The following is a 16,748-nucleotide window of genomic DNA, read 5'->3' as shown; positions in this document are numbered from 1 at the left end:
CTGCCTGCGGTCGGCACGGTTGCTGTACTTCTCTGCGGTACAGCACTCCCCAGTACAGAGTCTCTGAGAGGATCGCGGGATGCTGCGACTCACCGATTTCATTATCGACTGCCCGGACACGATGAAGCTGGCAGCCTTCTACTCCGAGGTGACGGGCCGTCCGATCAAGGAAGGCAGCTCTGAGGACTGGGCTGGCATCCAGTTCGGCGAGATCGAGCTGGCATTCATCCGGGTGGACGACTACCGCGCTCCGCAGTGGCCCGACAGCGAGCACCCCAAGCAGTTCCACCTCGACTTCGAAGTGGACGAGATCGAGTCCGAGCAGCGCCGCGTCCTCGACCTCGGCGCGACGCTAAGGCAGGACTTCATCGGCCCTAACGGCTACGGCTGGCAGGTCTACACCGACCCGATCGGCCACCCCTTCTGCCTGTGCCGCAACAAAGGCGTCGTCTGGACCGACCGGGGCCCGATCTGGCCCAAGCACTACTAGAGCAGGTGGCCGTGATGGCGCTCACGCCACGTCAGCTTGTCCACGCCGAGCACGAGCACCTGCTTTACTCCGAGCCGCGCACCCGCCTTCACCGACTGGGCGTTCACGTTCCAGTTCGATGCCACCAACACCACCACATGGTGTCCGTCATCTGGCTGCAGCTCGATACGGCTCCTTGGCACACCGAGCTTCTCCAGCTGGTCCTTGGCGTCCTCGGCGTTCTTCCCGACCAGATCGGGCATCGTCACCGGGCCTGTCGCGACCGGCGTGGGTGCGCCCTTGTCGAGAGCGCCGCACCCGGCCAGCGCCGGCACCACCGCGAGTGCGAGCGCCGCGCCGCAGACGTACTTCCTCATGCTCTACTCCACGACTGGCTCGAGCGGGCAGGCACAGGCGCACGGGTGGAGTACCTGTTCACCGTGGGAACGGATGCATAGGAGGGCACGACCGAGCCTGCCTGACCGGCCGTCGTCATCCAAGTTTGAAAGGGTTGGAGGTGAACTCTGCGAGCGGCTGGCGGATGTCCTCGGCATGGAATCTGGCGTAGTGCACGACGCAGGCGAGGATGAGCAGCCTGTCGACGCGGTCGTCGTGGACAGTGACGGCGTATCGGGCCCGGACTCCACGCCGACGTGTCAGTTCGAAGCCGGCGGATTCCGCTGACCGGAAGTGGAGGCGGGTGGTGAAGGCGAACTCGCTCGCCGGCGTCGCGACGAGATTTACCAGTCTGGAGTCGCGGCGGAGCTTTGTGCTGACACCAACCGGCTCGGCGGTCAACTCGCCCAGCCCGTTCTGAATGACGGTCAACTGGTCCTCAAGTCCTACCCGCTTCCGCATTTCGACCTTGCCTAGCGGTGTGCGGTCGATCGACTTGGCACCGACGCTGTTCACATAGCCGACGAGTTGATCGAGCCCGGGACCGGTGTACACCTGGTATTCACTCAGGCTGCTGAACACGGTGTCCTTGTGCACGCGGGCCGTCGGCGCCTTCTGGCTGTCGACGTGGACGTTGTACGTGGTATGCGCGCGACCATAATGGGCGGTGATGTTGAATGAGCTGAGCGACTGGATCACCGTCGGACGCCTCCGTCCCGTCCCACGCCTCGACGGCGGGCGTCCTCGGTGGCGGTCCGGCTCAGCTGCGCGATGAGGTCCTTGACGTCATCGACGTCGGCGCCGGCCTTCAACTCCCGATAGATCCTGTCGGCGATCTCCGCCTGTTGCGAGCTTCGGCCTGCCAGCAGTTCGTCACCGAGCCGGCCGGCCAGCGCTGCCCGCTCTTCCGCGGCGAGGCCGCGCTCGGGATCCTGTGGGCGATAGTCGTAGTTGGAGGACATGCGTCACACTCCGATTACTCAGGCTGCCGGGAGCAGGGCAATACGGGCAGCGCCGAGGGTAGCGTTCCAGGCGTCGCTCTTTTCGAACGCGAAGCCGCGCTGCTCGACCTGGTCGATAAGGCTGCTGACACTGGGTGGGTCGTTGATGAAGTCGACGGCCTGTCGGACGCCCTTGTTGATCGCTTCGACAGCGTCGGAGATCTTGGCAAAAGTCTCTTGAATCACCGTGATCGCCGTGATGATTCTCTTGACCCATTTGTACATATTGTACAGCTTATCCGCCGTGAAGATGCCCGCGACGGCGTCCGCCAACGGATCCTCCGGCCCGAGGCCGACTGCCTCGATCGTCGCATCGCCTGCGACCATTTCCTCCCCCTCCGTGGCAAGTTTCGCGATCTCGTCGTTCACCAGCCTATTGATTTCTCCGAGGGCCTGGCGAACGAGCAGCATGATGGCGTCATAACCCACCTTGTAGAACTTGGCTGCCTCCTTGGCGGCGTCACCGACCCCACCCATGCCCATCGTCCACTTGAACAGGTACGAGTCGAAGGCTGTCGCGGCCTCGCCCGTCCACTCGGTCCCGAGCGTCCAGGAGCCCTTGCGCAAGGTACCGGTGACGGTGTAAGCGGCTTCAGCCAACTCGTCGTACGCCTTGTGCAGGTAGAGCAGTCGGCCGTACTGGCCGGACGGCGGGGTGATCAGGAGCTCGACGAGGCTCTGTCCCGTACAGAACTTGAACACCCTGTCTGCACCCCTGAGTTCACTGCCGTTGCGCAGTGTCCAGAGCTGAAGGTGGATGTTCTTAGCCGTGTCCTCTTCGGCGCTGTCCAATTCCTTCAGCTCGACATCTTCATCCTTGAAGTCGCCGACGCGATGAAGACCGGGCATCGCTCCGAGGTCCGGGAAGTGAGAGGAAGCCTGCGGGTATATATTGCGCAGCCGCATCGCAACGTTGTGATCGGTCTCGGTGTAGACGGCACTCGTGCGGCGGATCTTTCCGTCGATCAGGCCCATGCCCCGCTGGCACTGCGCGAACTTGCCGTGGAGGAAGGCCGAGACATGAGGGACGAGCGGGCGCAGCGGGGTGAGCAGTCCGTCGAAGCCGTCAGCCTTGGCGCATTCGTTGCTGCTCCACGCCACGAGCGTGCCCAGATGGTCGCCCTGCGTCTTCACGAGATCCGCGTACGCGTGGAAGTCGCCCTGCGTGGGCGTGCGAAGGTCCGCCACGGCCGTTCCCCCCCGTTGATGTCATGTCAGGTCCGTGCTGAGACGGGACACTACATGCCGTAGTAGCGGACTTGGTTAGCTATTGGCATGTTCATTAGCAAACCATTGGAGGTGCGTACAGTGCTGATCAGAGCCTCGGTCCGCGACAGTCTCAAGGGTCTTCGAGCGCCGCGGACGGCGTGTCGGATGACGGTCCGCAGCACGCGGGCGACGGCGATGGCATCGGGCACACAGCCTCGGACGGGGGTAAAAAGATTGAGCTTGGGACGCCCGATCGTGAGGGTGGCTTAGCCGCCCACTTCCTCAACCCACCACTCTCCCCAGCTCCCATCCCGTCCGCCGTCGACCCACACGCATGTGGAACGGGCGTGGTCCATGGCGTCCAGGTGGAGCGCGCCACTGTACGAACGACCTGGACGCCATGGGCCGCGTCTGCTCGGCTTCGCCTGGGGCGGCGGTGGACGGGATGGGAGCTCCCCGCGCACGCCACTACGGGCCTGCGGTCGGCGACGGCGCCCCCTCCATCCCGGTGCCGGCCGATCCCCCACCGGAGGCATGTTCTGACCAGAGCACTTCATGGCCAGGTCTCTACTCACGGGCCGTTGCTTGCTGCCGCCCCAGGGTCCCGGCCCCGGCGCCGAAGGCGCAGAGGGGTCGGGCCCCAGAGGCCAGCAGGCTGCTGCTGTTCTCCGTGCGAAGGAAGGAACCTGGATTCACGCTTACGTAGTTCTGTCCCTACTTGTAGGTGTCCGGCCGGAGGAAGCACGGCCCCTGACCTGGTCGCACGTTCACCTGTCACGGTCAGGAAAGGAAAGGCCGCGCGTGGACGTGTGGCGTTCGGTACGCCGGCATGGTGAAACGAAGACCCGGAAGAGCAGACGCTCGCTGGCCATGCCGCAGCAGACCGTCGTCGTCATGAGGGCTCACAAGCGCCGTGAGCAGGCTGCGTGCGTCGCAGCCAGCAAGGAGTGGACCGATGAACGACTGGTCTTCCCGACGGAGACGGGTGAACTCCGCAGTGCTCTGAACGTGCGCCGGAACTTCAGGACCCTGCTCAAGGAGGCCGGCTTCGCGAACCCGAAGGAGTGGACTCCGCGCGAGCTGCGGACAAGCTTTGTGTCCGTGCTGTCGGACCACGGGATCCCGATCGAAGTCATCTCGCGTCTCGTTGGGCACAACGGCAGTGGAACGACCGAGAGGGTCTATCGCAAGCAACTGCGCCCGGTCATCTCCGAGGGAGCAGAGGCCATGGACGACATCTTTGGGGACAATGAAGCTTTCTCATCCTGATCGCCAGGCGGTCTCGATGGCGTGAACGGCGGCGACGGTCCGGCTGATCCGGTTCGGGCTGCAGCGGGCCTTGCAGAAGATCCACCATTGCTTTAGACGGGCGAAGGCTCGCTCGCAGGGTGCCCGCAGCTGAGCGTGGTCCCGGTTGAACTGGGCGTACTTCTCGGGTAGGTCGCGGCCGTAGTAGGGGGTGCGGACCGTTGCGCCGTCCCCGCGGTACGCGCGGTCGGCGAGCACCAGGATCTGCCTGGTCAGGCACGCTTGGATCACTCCGTGAGCGCGAGCGGCCGTGAGGTCGTGGGTCCGCCCGGGCAGAGCGCGTGAGAACCACAGCGCAGTGCCGTCCGGGCGGGCCAGGACCTGCACGTTCATCCCGTGATGACGGTGCTTTTGCGAGTAGTAGGGCTCGTCGACGGCCACGCGGTCAGTCCTGATCAGGGTGCCGTCCAGGATGAGGAGCTCGCTCGGGTCATGGTGGTGCAGCGCGTCCAGCAGGGTGGGAGCGTGATCGGCCAGGACGTCGACGGCCTCGGTCACATACCGGCCGGGGTGGCGGTGGAGACGCCGAACCCGACTCCCACCTGCTGCAGTGTCTCGTTCTTGCGCAGGTGCACCAGCACGAGGACGGCTTGCTGGAAGCAGCTCAGCCGCCGTCAGCGCGAGCGCAGTTCCCGCCTTCGGGCGTAGATGAGCCACGAGACGTACTCGACGACCTCATGTGGGACGTCAAGCATGGCTCGATACGGAACCAACACGGCTCCTCTGTCCGGGCGTTGATGAGTGAGTTCACCAGCGGAACGACCAGGAGCCCTGCCACGTCACGAACCCCCACCAGCCGTTCTCCAACAGCCCCGAACCTCAGGATGAGAAGGGTTTCACTGAAGCGGCACGCCGGGGGCCAGGTGGATCTGCCGCTGGTCAGCGTGGCCTCCACGACGGGCGGGGCGCTGCGAGAGTCATCGTGCCCGGGTCCTGCCGGACTCGACTAGTACTACGTACAGCACAGTATCGTATAACGTAATAGTCGGGAGGATGAAGGAGGTGCCTGATGCCGCGTCAACGGGACCGTGTCGGATGGGCGGAACCCGCGTTGCTGATCCTGGCCAGCCTGGCCGACGGCCCCAAGCACGGCTACGCGATCACCAAGGATGTCGAGGAGCAGACGTCCATCAGGCTGGGGCCGGGCACGTTGTATGCCGCCATCGCGCGGCTGGAGGAAAACGGCCTGGTCGCGCCGCTGGACGAGGACGAGCGCCGGCGGCCCTACCGCATCACCGCGGAAGGCCAGACCGTGCTCAACGACAGGCTCCGGGCGATGGCTCGCTTCGCACGCACCGGGTTGACCCGACTGGGGGTGGCAAACGCGTGATCAACATGGCGGCCCGGGTGGCCTTGCGGTCATACCCTCCCTCGTTCCGGGAGCGCTACGGTTGCGAGCTTGAAGCACTGGTCGAGGACACCGGCGCCGGCCCGAGCATCGTCGCGGACCTTCTTGTCGGCGCGCTGCGGGCGTGGCTTCACCCGGTGATGCCCGAAGAGTCCGCCGAACGGCGCCGGCGCCGCATGCAGGCAAGCGTCGCCACCACCTGGGTCACCTGGTGCGCCGCACTGTATGCCCTGCCGATGCTGGACTTCATCCTCTCCGAGGAACCCGGGCTGACTTCGGACCTGGTGCGCCGACTGCTCGACGTTGCTCAGTACGCCATGTACGGCGCTGGGCTCATCCTGCTGGCTGGCGCCCTCGCCCTCCTCGCGGAAACCTCCAGAACCGGCAACCGGGCCGCGTGGCGCCCGCTGGTGGCTCTTGCCCCGACGCTGCCCACGTGGCTGATCGCGCCGTTCCTCCTGGCGTACGCCTCCATCGACCCGATCTCCTATTGGGTCGGAGCCTTGGCGGTGCTTGGGCCGGCAGCGTTCCTCATCACCATGGCGGTGGCACCGGCCGTCGCCGTCACCCGGTGCCGACCATCTGCCAAGGTCTTGCGGCTGCTTGCCCTGTCCGGGGTTGCGGTGGCGTTCGCCGTGACCACGACAGGCATCGCCTGCGTCGCGGCGTTGACCATGAGTACCGATGACGCGGCCCAGCTGATCACGATGCCCATACTCACCGTCACCGTTGCCGCTTCCACAGCAGCCCTGGTCAGCTCCGGCCGCGGTGCCAAGGCCGCACTCCATAGGGAGCACCCGGTGGATCTTGGTGGTGACCTGTGAGCGACCCTGCGATGCTCCCGCTCCAGGGCGCGCTACGAGTCCTTTTCACTTTCTGGCCTGAGACGCCATCCGCCTATCGTTCACGGGATCGACAGGGGCATGACGCTTTCCGGACAAGCGTCACACCGATACGGGACCAACAGGGCTCCTATGTCCGGGCGTTGATGAGCGAGATCACCAACCGAACGACCAGGAGCCCTGCCGGGTCACGCCCCCACCAGCCCATCCTCATCAGCCTTGAACCACAGGATGAGAAGGGTTCAATGACGAGGCGGTCGAGGGTGACTGCCCAGACGGTCCCTGATTTCGCAGCTGTGGCTCCCCGTTGCTCCCGAAGGCTAGAAGAGCCCCAAAGGCCCCGTCTCTGAAGTGCGGAAACGCGGCTCTGAGGGGCCTTTGGGATCTTACGGTGCCGTTAAGACGGGACTAACCGGGGGCTCAGGAAGGGGGTTGCAGTATCCGCACCCGCCGCACAGTCGCTTTGACCGTGGTTCCCCGCTCGATGCGATGCGGCCCGTACGGCGGTATACCGGGCACTCTTTAGGGTCACGGGCCTGTGGGCGGGGCCCTGTTGCACCGCTGTGCCAGTCGGCAGTCGATTGACTTCACCGGGAGGCGATCGCGTCTTTGGGGCGTTTCTCGTGAGGGGTAGCCACTGTGATCAACAGGCGGGGTGCGGTGCGGGCAGGCACACTGGGGGCTTTGGGGACGGGGCTGGTGGGTTTGCAGGCACCACCCGTTGCTGCGTCACCGACCGAGGTGGTGGAGCGGGTCGGCCCTCGGGACTGGAAGCGGCTGGCCGACGCGTTGTCATCGCGCTCCACCCTCTACCGGCCAAGGGATTCCAACTACTCGCCGCTTGCGCTCCCGTTCAACCACCGCTACGCCGGGATCCATCCCGCCGGCATTGTCGCGTGCGCCACCACCAGGGATGTCCGCACTGCGGTCCGCTGGGCCCGCGCGGTGGGGCTGCCCGCCGTGCCCCGCTCCGGGCTGGGTCACAACTACGCCGGGTACTCCAGCACCACCGGCCTGCTGCTCAACATGGCCCGGATGCAAGGCATCGCCGTCACCCCGCTGCCGGGCGCCCGCTCCCGTACCCGGAACTACGGGCCGATCAAGGTCACCCATGACGCGGGTACGGTCACCGTGGGAGCCGGGGTCACCAATGGCGACCTGCACCCGCTGCTGGAGAACCAGGGGATCTTCGTGCCGACCGGCCGCTGTCCCACGGTCGGGGTGGCCGGACTGGTGCTCGGCGGCGGTATCGGCTTCAGCGACAAAATGTTCGGTCTGACCTGTGATCGGCTGGTCTCGACGACCGTGGTACTCGCCGACGGTCGCGTGGTGGAGGCCGGTCGGGACTCGCATTCCGACCTGTTCTGGGCCTGCCGCGGCGGAGCGGGGAACAACTTTGGCGTCAACACCTCCTTTACGTTCCAGTACGAGCAGTTCCAGGGCGACGTGGGCGTCTACCAGTTGCGCTGGAGCGTGGACTCCGTGGTGCCGGTGATCGCCACCGCGCAGCGGATCGCCGTGAACGCCCTGGACAACAAGCGGTTCCACCTTCGCGTCGGCATCGGGACCCATGGGCTTGCCAGGGACCAGATCCGTGCCAACGCCAACGTCAACGCCATCGGCCAGTACTACGGCCCCCTTGAGGAGTTGCGCGCCATCCTGGCTCCGCTGCTCGCCATCGGCACGGCCGAGGAGCGCGCCCGCAACAGCGCGTCCGTCCGCGAGGTCACTCCCGGTCAGGCGAGCGTGCTGCTGAGCGCCACCACGCCGGTGGAACAGTTCGCCGCCAAGTCGGCGGTTCTCACTTCCCGGACGCTCCTGACTGACAAGCAGATTGGTGCCGCCGCCGAGAAACTGCTGGACTGGCCGGGCAGTAGCAACGAGGACGGGGCCGGGTTCGCGATGTTCGCCCTCGGCGGCGAGATCAACCGGGTGCCGCCGGATGCGACCGCGTTCGTGCACCGAAACGCCGTGTTCATCTTCGCTGCGGAGACCTCCTGGGCGGACTACGATCCGCACCACGTCGAGACCGCGAATCTGCACTGGCTCCGTGAGTTCTATCACGACATTTTCGGCAACATGCCTCCTGACCATTCGTATCAGAACTTTCCGGATCCGACGCTGAAGGACTGGCGGCGGGCTTACTACGGTGCGAACTACGACCGGCTTGTCAGGGTGAAGCGGAAGTACGATCCGACCGACTTCTTCAGCTATCCACAGGGGATCGACACCTGACGCTCTCACACCGACATCGTCTGCTCGGCTCTGCCCGGGTCGACGGCGTACGGCGCCCAGTCACTCCGGGCCGTAGTACAGCCGAAGGAACTCCTCCATCGCCGCGTCGACGCCGGCGCGGTCACCGGTGGCGAGCAGGTCCAGCAGCAGTCCGCGGACGGTGGCGAGGCCCAGCCTGGCGCGGTTTCGGGCCGTGGCGGTGTCCGTCCCCGCTGCGGTCTCGGCGGCGACGAGTGGCTCCAGCCAGTCCGTCACCAGCCCTTCGAGGACGGGGACTGCCTCGGGGCGGCCGCGCAGCGCGTGCCCGCAGATCTCGAAGAAGAGCCGTTCCTGACCGGCCAGCCGAGGGTCCGTCAGTCGCCGCCACAGCAGCCGCGCGACCTCGGCGGGCGAGAGCCCGGGCTCCAGGTGGAGCCGGGACAGCAGCTCGCGCTGGCGCCGCTCCGACGTCCGGACGATCTCGACCAGCAGTTGTTCCTTGGAGCCGAAGTAGTGGATCAGCATGCGGTGACTGACGCCGATCGCGGCCCCGAGGCGGCGCAGGCTCAGATCTGCGATGCCGTGCTCCGCGACATGGTCGACAGCCGCGTCCACCAGTTGTGCGCGCCGGTCCTGGTCCGCGCCGTGCCCGGCCCCGCCCTCGGGACGCGAGTCGCCCGTATTCGCCACGACGCGAGTGTACCAATTGGTACAGGGCGCATGTACCGTGTGGTACATGAAGCCGGTCACCGTGTCGATCGACGTACCGCAGGCACCCGACGAGGTCTACGACTTCCTCGATGTCATGGCCCACCACGAGCGATTCACCGACCACTACCTGTCCGACTGGCGCTACAGCGGCCCCCGCCGGGGCGTCGGATCGTGCGCCACGGTCACCGCCGCGCTGGGCGGCGTGCGGACCGACGTCACCATCGAGGTCGTCGAGGCCGAGGCGCCCCGGCGGATCGTCGAACGCAATGTCAGCGCGGCCGGCCGCCGCCAGGCCCACGGCACCTACGTCATCGCCCCCCTGCCCGACGGTGGCAGCCGCGTCTCGTTCACGTACACCTGGGCGCGCGCCCCGCTGGCCGACCGGCTGCTGTCCCCCGTCGTACGGACCACCATGCGGCGCGCCAACCGCACGGTCATGCGGCGCCTGGCCACCGAGTTGGCCCACCACGTGTCCGCCGCCGGCTCCTGACGGCCGCGGCCCGTTCCCCCTTGCGACAGGGGCTGCTCGGACCGCGCTCGGGCGGATAGCGTGCGTCCGTGATCGAACAGAACGCGGAGCATGTGCGGCCGGCCGTCGCAGGGGACGTGCCGGCCGTCAAGGCCGTGACGGACGCGGCCTACCACCACTACATCGAACGCATCGGAGTGGTGCCGCAGCCCATGGAGGCGGATCACGCCGCGAACGTGGCCGCCGGCAAGGTGTTCGTCACCGGAACACCCGTCGACGGACTGGTCGTGATCGAGGCGTTCGCCGACCATCTCTTCCTGGACAGCATCGCCGTCCGTCCCGGTGCCCACGGCACCGGAGTGGGACGGCGGCTGCTGCGTTTCGTCGACGCACGCGCGCGTGAGCTGGGCCTCGGCGAGATCAGGCTCTACACGAACGCGTTGATGTGGGAGAACCGGAAGATCTATCCGAAGTACGGATACGAGGTCGTGGAACGCCGTGTCGACGGGCCCTACGACCGCATCCACTACCGCAAGCGACTGGACTGACGGCCCCGGCGGGCTCAACCGTCGGGCCACCAGGTGCGGGCGATGTCCTTGCGCACCTCGGGGCGTTTCGGGGGGTGTTCCGCCGCCTCTTCGCGAACCCGGCGGCTGTCCGTCTTCTTCAGGGGCTTCTGCACGGTTACGCGGCGCATGGCTGCCTCCTTCAGTGCCTACCGGGTTTCCGTGTTGTCACGGTGGTAGACGCTTTTGGCGAGAGTTCCTCATCGGAGCCGGATTGTCAGTGGCGGCTGTCACTCTTGGGGCATGACGAACGTGAATGACGGCACGGTTGCGGCAGGTACCCCGGAAGTGGACTGGGACGCCGAGGCCGGCGCCTTCGACGACGAGCCGGACCACGGCCTGCGCGACCCCGGGATCCGCGCGGCCTGGGCGGACCGGCTCCGCTCCTGGCTGCCCGAGCGCCCCGCCGACGTCCTCGATCTCGGCTGCGGCACCGGCAGCCTGTCGCTCCTCGCGGCCGAACAGGGACACCGGGTGACGGGCGTCGACGCGTCCCCGGCCATGGTCGAGCGGGCCCGCGCCAAGCTCGCCGGGCGCGACACCGTGATCCTGCGCGGCGAGGCCGCGGCGCCGCCGGTCGGGGAGCAGCGCTTCGACGTCGTCCTCGTACGGCATGTCCTGTGGACCCTCCCGGAGCCCGCCCGGGTCCTGCGGCACTGGCGGGACCTCCTGCGCCCCGATGGCCGATTCGTGCTGGTCGAGGGCGTCTGGGGCACCCTGCACCCCGTGGGCATCCCCGCCGCCCGCCTCACCGCGCTCCTGGCACCGCTGACTGCGGACGTACGCGTGGAGCGGCTGTCCGACGACGCGCTGTTGTGGGGGAGGGCGGTGGAGGACGAGCGGTACGCGGTGGTGGCGGTGGTCTGAGGCGGGTGGTGCCTCCCCGACCGGGGTGTCACGCCAGCAGCTTCTCGAAGCCGCCGGTGCGGGCCAGTGTCTCCAGTTCGGCGAGTGCCGTCACGGCGGCGGACGCGGCCTCGGGATCCGTCTCCGTCAGGCCGCTCTCCGCGAACTCGTCCTCGTCCAGCCGTCGTACGTCCCTGCCGTCGGCGGAGCGCCACAGGTCCAGGTCCAGGTCCTCCACGACCAGTTCATCGCCGGTGCGGACCGCCGGCCGGGTGATGTCGCAGTACCAGCCCTTCACGGTGCCGTCGGCGGCGCGCACCTCCTTCACCGAGTACCAGCGGTCACGCCAGTAGTACTCGGTGAAGACGTCGCCCGGCTCGAAGCGCACGAAGCCGAAGTCGCGGACCCCGGAGCCCGCCCAGGGCGCGCGTACGGCGATGCGGGTGCCGTCGTCGCCGAGCAGCTCGGCCGGGTAACGGATCTTCGTGCGGCCCGCCTTGACCAGGACGACGTCCAGCCGGGCGGTCGCTTCAGCCGAGTTCGCGGACATAGCGCACCTCCGTGGCGCAGATCTCGTAGCCGAGCCACTTGTTGATCGCGAGCATGGGACCGTTGCCGGTGTCGTTGCCCGTGAGCGCCTGCGTGCAGCCGGCGGCGTGGGCGCGGTGCAGTGCGTGGGCCTTGGCGAGCTTGGCCAGCCCCCGCCCGCGGTACGCCCGCGCGGTACCGGTCATGGCCGTGGCGTACCGGGAAGCGCCGTCGGTGTGGGCCACGCTGAAGGCGGCGGGACGGCCGTCGGCCAGCACCACGGTGGTCAGCTCACGGTTGAGCAGCGGGTGTTCCCAGGTGCTCTCGATCCAGGCCTGGTAGTCGGTGAACTCGGCGTCCACATCGCTCGGTTCGTCCGCCGTCGTCTCCGCGTCCAGCTCGAACAACGGGCGCGGGTCGGCCATGAAGTCGGCGGCCGTGCGCAGTTCGACGCCGGGCGGGGGAGCCGGCAGCGGCGGCAGCGCCGCCCGGGTCAGATCCAGGCGCAGGAAATGGGCGGACCGCCCCGGCCCATAGCCGCGCCGTTCGGCGAAGGCCCGGTTGGCCGGCTCGTCCAGGAGCCAGGCGAACAGCTTCGTCGCCCCGTGCGCGGCCAGGTGCTCCTCGGCCGCGCGGACCAGCAGCCCGCCCGCGCCGCGCCGCGTACGGTCCGGGTGCACATAGATGTTGAGCAGCCCCTGACCCGGCTCTGGGCTGTCATGCGCGAGGGCCACCTGAGCGGTACCGATCACCTCGCCGTCCTCCTCCGCGACCAGGGATCTGAACCGGGCCTCGGGCGGTGTGCGGCTGAGGTGGTGGAGGATCGCGTCCGGGCTCCACAGGATGTAGGGCAGGGCGAGCTGGCGTACCCGGGCGAAGGCCTCGACATCGGATCGGTCATCGGGGCGCAGGTCGCGCACGATCACTGTCATGGGCAGGCACGGTAGGCGCAGGCGTGCCGGGGATGCCTCTCATTTTCCGCCGGGTACGGGACAATCGGCCCGTGAGCCTGAAGATCCGCATCGATGACAGCGCGCCTCCGTACGAGCAGGTACGGGCGCAGATTTCCGAACAGGCGCGGTCCGGGGCACTGCCGGTGGGATACCGGCTGCCGACCGTGCGGGGGCTGGCCGAGTCCCTGGGCCTCGCGGTGAACACGGTGGCGAAGGCGTACCGGGCGCTGGAGAGCGACGGGGTGATCGAGACACGGGGGCGCAACGGAACGTTCGTGGCTGCCGCCGGCTCGGCCGCGGAACGTGAGGCCTCCTTCGCCGCTCAGGCGTACGCGGAGCGGGTGCGGCGGTTGAGGCTGGGGGAGCCCGAGGCGTTGGCCGCCGTGCGGGATGCCCTGCGGGCCGCTTACGGCGGGTAGGGCGTGGGGCAGCCGCGGATGAGGATCAGCGCTTGGTGAGCTCCGGGATCCGGGTCACCGGCAGCCCCGCCCGTGCCGCCGTTCTCCCGAACGCCACCGCGTCCTGCACCGCCGCACCGCCCGGGTCGTTGTTGAAGTACGCGTACACGTCATCCCCCTTCCGCCACGTCGTCGCGATGCGGTCGACCCACGTCTCCAGGGACCGTTTGCCGTAGCGGGGCCAGGGCCGGGCGCGGCCCTGGTGGAAGCGGACGTAGCCCCAGTCGGTGGTGCGCCACAGCGGGGTGACTGGGCGGGCCAGGACGTCCGCCCAGCACAGGGCCGCACCCCGGGCCGACAGGACCTCCCGCACCTCCCGTGTCCACCAGGAGTCGTGACGCGGCTCGACCGCGACCCGCGTACCGGACGGGAAGCAGGCCAGGCAGGCGTCCAGGAGCGCGGGGTCGGCGCGCAGGGTCGGGGGGAGCTGGAGCAGGACCGGGCCCAGGCGGTCGCCGAGGCCCGAGGCATGACTCATCAGGCGGTGGACCGGTTCCTCGGGGTCCTTCAGACGCTTGATGTGGGTCAGATAGCGGCTGGCCTTGACCGCGACCGTGAAGTCCTCCGGGACCCGGTCCCGCCACGCCTCGAAGTTCTCGCGGGAGGGGAGGCGGTAGAACGCGTTGTTGATCTCCACCGTGGCGAACAGGCGCGTGTACTCCTCCAGCCACAGCCGCGCCGGGACCCCGGCCGGATAGACGAGGTCCCGCCAGTCCTTGTACTGCCACCCGGAGGTGCCGACGAACAAGGTCACAACACCATCAAAGCACTACAGGTACAGGCCCGCGTCCGCGCCGTCCCGCGCCCCCGGCACCGAGGTCGGTGCCGTGCCCCGGCGCAGCGCGAACAGCTCGGCCAGCGTCGCCCCGTCCCGGCCGATGGCGTCCTCCCGGCCGGTGGCCTCGCTGCCGAGCCAGCTCACCGCCTCCCGGTGGGTCAGCTTGCCCACCTCGATACGGGCCAGGCAGCGACCCGGGCGGACCACGGCCGGGTGCAGGCGCTCCAGGTCCTCGTTGGTGGTGACGCCGACCAGGACGTTGCGCCCCTGGCCGAGCAGGCCGTCGGTGAGGTTCAGCAGCCGGGACAGGGCCTGCCCCGCCGTGTGCTTGGCCTCGCCGCGGATCAGTTCGTCGCAGTCCTCCAGCAGCAGGAGCCGCCAGCGGCCCTTGCCGGCGCCGTCCTCCTCGCCGATCGCGATGTCCATCAGATAGCCGACGTCGGAGAAGAGGCGCTCGGGGTCCAGGACGCAGTCCACCTGGCACCAGTCGCGCCAGGAGCGGGCCAGCGTGCGCAGGGCGGAGGTCTTGCCGGTGCCCGGCGGACCGTGCAGGAGGAGCAGCCGGCCCGCGATGTCCTCCGGGGTCGTCTTCATCAGGCGGTCCATGGCCTCCGCCACGGGTGCCGTGTAGTTGGCCCGGACCTCGTCCCAGGTGCCCGCGGAGATCTGCCGGGTGGTGCGGTACGGCCCGCGCCTGGGGGAGACGTACCAGAAGCCCATCGTCACGTTCTCGGGCTGCGGTTCGGGCTCGTCGGCGGCGCCGTCCGTGGCCAGGTCGAGGACGTTCTTGGCCAGTTCGGCGCTGGTCGCGGTCACCGTGACGTCCGCGCCGCGGTTCCAGCGGGAGACCAGCAGGGTCCAGCCTTCGCCCTCGGCGAGGGTGGCGCTGCGGTCGTCGTCGCGGGCGATCCGGAGCACGCGGGCGCCGTCGGGCAGCAGGGTCGCACCGGAGCGGACGCGGTCGATGTTCGCCGCGTGCGAGTACGGCTGCTCGCCCGTCGCGAAGCGGCCGAGGAACAGCGCGTCGACGACGTCGGCAGGCGAGTCGGAGTCGTCGACGTGGAGCCGGATCGGCAGAGCGTCGTGTGGGTTCGCAGACATGCGGCCATGATCCGCCACCGGTGCCCTCCGCGCACGGCATTTCCTCCCCTTGTTCCGGGTGTTCCAAGACTGTTCCGGGTGTTCCCAAGACCTGCCCGAGGCGCTGCCTCCGCCGTTACTGTTGTCCTTGATGGGACGTCATGGGTGGGATTCGGATACTCGGCGGTGGCGGCTCACCGCCCTGCTCGGTGTGGGCGTCGCCGCTCTGGCCCTGGCGGTGACCCTGTTCAGCACGCTGTCCGGCACGCCCAGTACGGCCGGCACCACGCGTGACGGCGACAAGGTGCACGGCAGCCCCGCCAGCCCCGGCGCGAAACCGGAGCCGTACGTCGGCTGGGGCTTCACCCACACCCAGTACAGCGCCGACGAGGGCGCCGCGGCGGCCACCGCGCGTGTGCAGAAGCTGCTCGCGCAGGACGCCGGGCTGGCGCAGAACCAGCACATCATGGGCTGGGGCGCGGACAATCCCGAACCGGTCGAGGGGCACTACGACTTCGGTGCCCTCGACCGCCGGGTCGACTTCATGCGCGCCTCCGGCGGTACCCCGGTGATCACGCTGTGCTGCTCCCCGGACTGGATGAAGGGCGGCAAGGCCGGCGTCGACAACACGAACTGGAGCCAGGCCGCCCTGGAGACGGCGCCCACCCCCGCCCACTACCAGGACTTCGCCGACCTCGCCGCCACCGTGGCCCGGCGGTACCCGGACGTGAAGCACTTCATCGTCTGGAACGAGTTCAAGGGCTTCTGGAACGACGCCAAGTCCCGCTGGGACTACGAGGGCTACACGAAGATGTACAACCTCGTGTACCAGGCGCTGAAGAAGGTCGACAAGGACATCATGGTCGGCGGGCCCTACCTGGTGATGGACAGCGTCGACCCGCGTGACCAGGACGCCTCCACCGCGCTGAAGGGGCCCTGGGGCGCCATGGACCAGCGGGTGCTCGACGCCTTCTCCTACTGGAACGCGCACAAGGCAGGCGCCGACTTCACCGTGGTCGACGGCTCCAGCTACACCCGTGACGACGACATGCTGCCGAACGAGTTCGCCGTCACCGACAAGCTGACGGCGGTCAGCGCGTGGGTACGGCGGCAGACCCACGGCCTGCCGCTGTGGTGGGCCGAGTACTACGTGGAGCCCGGCGACGGCAACGACGACCGCAAGGGCTGGACCGAGCCGCACCGCGTCGCCGTGCAGGCCACCGGGATGATCGCCATGGTCAAGGGCGGCGCGGAGTCCGGCTTCTACTGGAACCCGGAGGAGAGGACGGGCACCGACTGCGCCGGCTGTCTGTGGACGCCCACCGACAGCGCGGGCGGCGGCACGGCCCTGCCCATGTACGGCCTGGTGTCCCGGTTCGCCAAGGCGTTCCCGCCGGGGACGCGGTACGAGAACGTGTCCGTGGCGGCCGACGACGTGCCCAATGTCCGCGTCCTGGCGAGCGACAGGACCGTCCTCGTGGTCAACACGCAGAACCGGACCATCAGCGCACAGATCGACGGCAAGCGGTTCGACATGGGGCCGTACGAGGTGAAGTGGCTCGACCGCTGATC

At 68.3% G+C, this 16,748-nt stretch carries 20 protein-coding genes and 1 pseudogene; 10 read left to right on the top strand and 11 right to left on the bottom strand.

The window, feature by feature from the left end:
* The first annotated feature begins 79 nt into the window (after positions 1 to 79).
* Complete coding sequence (locus ACWCQS_RS28305) at positions 80 to 490, top strand: VOC family protein (RefSeq protein WP_451007067.1); 411 nt, start codon at positions 80 to 82, stop codon at positions 488 to 490.
* On the opposite strand, the gene ACWCQS_RS28300 is transcribed toward ACWCQS_RS28305, so the two are convergent.
* From ACWCQS_RS28300 to ACWCQS_RS28285, 4 genes are all read right to left on the bottom strand, one after another.
* A complete protein-coding gene (locus ACWCQS_RS28300) occupies positions 487 to 846 on the bottom strand; it encodes a PASTA domain-containing protein (RefSeq protein ID WP_451007066.1) in 360 nt (119 codons plus the stop codon). The genes ACWCQS_RS28305 and ACWCQS_RS28300 overlap by 4 nt on opposite strands.
* A gap of 115 nt (positions 847 to 961) precedes the next feature.
* Positions 962 to 1,564, bottom strand: coding sequence for a hypothetical protein (locus tag ACWCQS_RS28295; RefSeq protein ID WP_451007065.1), 603 nt, complete (start codon positions 1,562 to 1,564; stop codon positions 962 to 964).
* The gene (locus tag ACWCQS_RS28290; protein WP_451007064.1) at positions 1,561 to 1,827 is read right to left on the bottom strand and encodes a hypothetical protein; all 267 of its coding nucleotides are present in this window, start codon (positions 1,825 to 1,827) and stop codon (positions 1,561 to 1,563) included. The genes ACWCQS_RS28295 and ACWCQS_RS28290 overlap by 4 nt, the downstream gene beginning before the upstream one ends.
* Before the next feature lie 18 nt (positions 1,828 to 1,845).
* Positions 1,846 to 3,054 carry a hypothetical protein gene (locus ACWCQS_RS28285; RefSeq protein WP_451007063.1) on the bottom strand — a complete coding sequence of 403 codons (1,209 nt, stop codon included), beginning with the start codon at positions 3,052 to 3,054 and terminating at the stop codon, positions 1,846 to 1,848.
* Between the two features lie 576 nt (positions 3,055 to 3,630).
* On the opposite strand from ACWCQS_RS28285, the gene ACWCQS_RS28280 reads away from it, so the two are divergent.
* Entirely contained in the window at positions 3,631 to 4,344 is a 714-nt protein-coding gene (locus ACWCQS_RS28280) for a site-specific integrase (RefSeq protein ID WP_451007062.1), read from the top strand.
* Here the strand turns inward: ACWCQS_RS28280 and ACWCQS_RS28275 are convergent.
* Positions 4,336 to 5,078: pseudogene (locus tag ACWCQS_RS28275) on the bottom strand (transposase family protein). The gene ACWCQS_RS28280 and the pseudogene ACWCQS_RS28275 overlap by 9 nt on opposite strands.
* Before the next feature lie 314 nt (positions 5,079 to 5,392).
* On the opposite strand from ACWCQS_RS28275, the gene ACWCQS_RS28270 reads away from it, so the two are divergent.
* The 3 genes from ACWCQS_RS28270 (at position 5,393) to ACWCQS_RS28260 (ending at position 8,808) form a co-directional block, all read left to right on the top strand.
* Positions 5,393 to 5,713 carry a PadR family transcriptional regulator gene (locus ACWCQS_RS28270; protein WP_451007061.1) on the top strand — a complete coding sequence of 107 codons (321 nt, stop codon included), beginning with the start codon at positions 5,393 to 5,395 and terminating at the stop codon, positions 5,711 to 5,713.
* A complete protein-coding gene (locus ACWCQS_RS28265) occupies positions 5,710 to 6,555 on the top strand; it encodes a hypothetical protein (RefSeq protein ID WP_451007060.1) in 846 nt (281 codons plus the stop codon). The genes ACWCQS_RS28270 and ACWCQS_RS28265 overlap by 4 nt, the downstream gene beginning before the upstream one ends.
* Positions 6,556 to 7,257: 702 nt before the next feature.
* Positions 7,258 to 8,808, top strand: coding sequence for an FAD-binding oxidoreductase (locus ACWCQS_RS28260; protein ID WP_451007059.1), 1,551 nt, complete (start codon positions 7,258 to 7,260; stop codon positions 8,806 to 8,808).
* Positions 8,809 to 8,868: 60 nt separating this feature from the next.
* Here the strand turns inward: ACWCQS_RS28260 and ACWCQS_RS28255 are convergent, their stop codons facing one another.
* Entirely contained in the window at positions 8,869 to 9,477 is a 609-nt protein-coding gene (locus ACWCQS_RS28255; RefSeq protein ID WP_451007058.1) for a TetR/AcrR family transcriptional regulator, read from the bottom strand.
* A 46-nt stretch (positions 9,478 to 9,523) separates the two neighbouring features.
* On the opposite strand from ACWCQS_RS28255, the gene ACWCQS_RS28250 reads away from it, so the two are divergent.
* Both ACWCQS_RS28250 and ACWCQS_RS28245 read left to right on the top strand, forming a co-directional pair.
* On the top strand, positions 9,524 to 9,988 hold the full coding sequence (locus ACWCQS_RS28250; RefSeq protein WP_451007057.1) for an SRPBCC family protein: 465 nt from the start codon (positions 9,524 to 9,526) through the stop codon (positions 9,986 to 9,988).
* 68 nt (positions 9,989 to 10,056) lie between these two features.
* Positions 10,057 to 10,515 carry a GNAT family N-acetyltransferase gene (locus ACWCQS_RS28245; protein WP_451007056.1) on the top strand — a complete coding sequence of 153 codons (459 nt, stop codon included), beginning with the start codon at positions 10,057 to 10,059 and terminating at the stop codon, positions 10,513 to 10,515.
* Between the two features lie 14 nt (positions 10,516 to 10,529).
* Here the strand turns inward: ACWCQS_RS28245 and ACWCQS_RS28240 are convergent, their stop codons facing one another.
* Positions 10,530 to 10,664: a hypothetical protein gene (locus ACWCQS_RS28240; RefSeq protein WP_451007055.1), complete on the bottom strand. Its 135-nt coding sequence runs from the start codon at positions 10,662 to 10,664 to the stop codon at positions 10,530 to 10,532.
* Positions 10,665 to 10,776: 112 nt separating this feature from the next.
* Here ACWCQS_RS28240 and ACWCQS_RS28235 point away from each other — a divergent pair, with 112 nt between their 5' ends.
* Entirely contained in the window at positions 10,777 to 11,400 is a 624-nt protein-coding gene (locus ACWCQS_RS28235; RefSeq protein WP_451007054.1) for a class I SAM-dependent methyltransferase, read from the top strand.
* Between the two features lie 28 nt (positions 11,401 to 11,428).
* Here the strand turns inward: ACWCQS_RS28235 and ACWCQS_RS28230 are convergent, their stop codons facing one another.
* Together ACWCQS_RS28230 and ACWCQS_RS28225 are read right to left on the bottom strand one after the other, a co-directional pair.
* Positions 11,429 to 11,929, bottom strand: coding sequence for a DUF402 domain-containing protein (locus ACWCQS_RS28230; RefSeq protein WP_451007053.1), 501 nt, complete (start codon positions 11,927 to 11,929; stop codon positions 11,429 to 11,431).
* Entirely contained in the window at positions 11,910 to 12,839 is a 930-nt protein-coding gene (locus ACWCQS_RS28225; RefSeq protein ID WP_451007052.1) for a GNAT family N-acetyltransferase, read from the bottom strand. Before ACWCQS_RS28225 ends, ACWCQS_RS28230 begins: the two co-directional genes overlap by 20 nt.
* A 71-nt stretch (positions 12,840 to 12,910) precedes the next feature.
* On the opposite strand from ACWCQS_RS28225, the gene ACWCQS_RS28220 reads away from it, so the two are divergent.
* On the top strand, positions 12,911 to 13,279 hold the full coding sequence (locus ACWCQS_RS28220) for a GntR family transcriptional regulator (protein ID WP_451007051.1): 369 nt from the start codon (positions 12,911 to 12,913) through the stop codon (positions 13,277 to 13,279).
* A 25-nt stretch (positions 13,280 to 13,304) separates the two neighbouring features.
* Here ACWCQS_RS28220 and ACWCQS_RS28215 read toward each other — a convergent pair whose 3' ends face one another.
* Together ACWCQS_RS28215 and ACWCQS_RS28210 are read right to left on the bottom strand one after the other, a co-directional pair.
* Complete coding sequence (locus ACWCQS_RS28215; protein ID WP_451007050.1) at positions 13,305 to 14,072, bottom strand: DUF72 domain-containing protein; 768 nt, start codon at positions 14,070 to 14,072, stop codon at positions 13,305 to 13,307.
* Positions 14,073 to 14,087: 15 nt separating this feature from the next.
* Positions 14,088 to 15,197 (bottom strand): DUF5925 domain-containing protein, encoded by a 1,110-nt coding sequence (locus tag ACWCQS_RS28210; protein WP_451007049.1) that lies wholly within the window; start codon positions 15,195 to 15,197, stop codon positions 14,088 to 14,090.
* A 130-nt stretch (positions 15,198 to 15,327) separates the two neighbouring features.
* Here ACWCQS_RS28210 and ACWCQS_RS28205 point away from each other — a divergent pair, with 130 nt between their 5' ends.
* Positions 15,328 to 16,746, top strand: coding sequence for a GH39 family glycosyl hydrolase (locus ACWCQS_RS28205; protein ID WP_451007048.1), 1,419 nt, complete (start codon positions 15,328 to 15,330; stop codon positions 16,744 to 16,746).
* The last annotated feature ends 2 nt before the right edge of the window (positions 16,747 to 16,748 follow it).

The sequence above is a fragment of the Streptomyces sp. NPDC002076 genome, from assembly GCF_053593835.1.
Note: the sequence above shows the minus strand (reverse complement) of the source record. Positions and strands in the feature narration are given on the sequence as shown.

Excerpts from the sequence above, each read along its gene's own strand:
- ACWCQS_RS28205 (WP_451007048.1), top strand. The coding sequence starts at position 15,328 with ATGGGACGTCATGGGTGGGATTCGGATACTCGGCGGTGGCGGCTCACC.
- ACWCQS_RS28280 (WP_451007062.1), top strand. The coding sequence starts at position 3,631 with ATGGCCAGGTCTCTACTCACGGGCCGTTGCTTGCTGCCGCCCCAGGGT.
- ACWCQS_RS28240 (WP_451007055.1), bottom strand. The coding sequence starts at position 10,664 with ATGCGCCGCGTAACCGTGCAGAAGCCCCTGAAGAAGACGGACAGCCGC.
- ACWCQS_RS28250 (WP_451007057.1), top strand. The coding sequence starts at position 9,524 with ATGAAGCCGGTCACCGTGTCGATCGACGTACCGCAGGCACCCGACGAG.
- ACWCQS_RS28305 (WP_451007067.1), top strand. The coding sequence starts at position 80 with ATGCTGCGACTCACCGATTTCATTATCGACTGCCCGGACACGATGAAG.
- ACWCQS_RS28270 (WP_451007061.1), top strand. The coding sequence starts at position 5,393 with ATGCCGCGTCAACGGGACCGTGTCGGATGGGCGGAACCCGCGTTGCTG.
- ACWCQS_RS28210 (WP_451007049.1), bottom strand. The coding sequence starts at position 15,197 with ATGTCTGCGAACCCACACGACGCTCTGCCGATCCGGCTCCACGTCGAC.
- ACWCQS_RS28225 (WP_451007052.1), bottom strand. The coding sequence starts at position 12,839 with ATGACAGTGATCGTGCGCGACCTGCGCCCCGATGACCGATCCGATGTC.
- ACWCQS_RS28290 (WP_451007064.1), bottom strand. The coding sequence starts at position 1,827 with ATGTCCTCCAACTACGACTATCGCCCACAGGATCCCGAGCGCGGCCTC.
- ACWCQS_RS28230 (WP_451007053.1), bottom strand. The coding sequence starts at position 11,929 with ATGTCCGCGAACTCGGCTGAAGCGACCGCCCGGCTGGACGTCGTCCTG.
- ACWCQS_RS28235 (WP_451007054.1), top strand. The coding sequence starts at position 10,777 with ATGACGAACGTGAATGACGGCACGGTTGCGGCAGGTACCCCGGAAGTG.
- ACWCQS_RS28300 (WP_451007066.1), bottom strand. The coding sequence starts at position 846 with ATGAGGAAGTACGTCTGCGGCGCGGCGCTCGCACTCGCGGTGGTGCCG.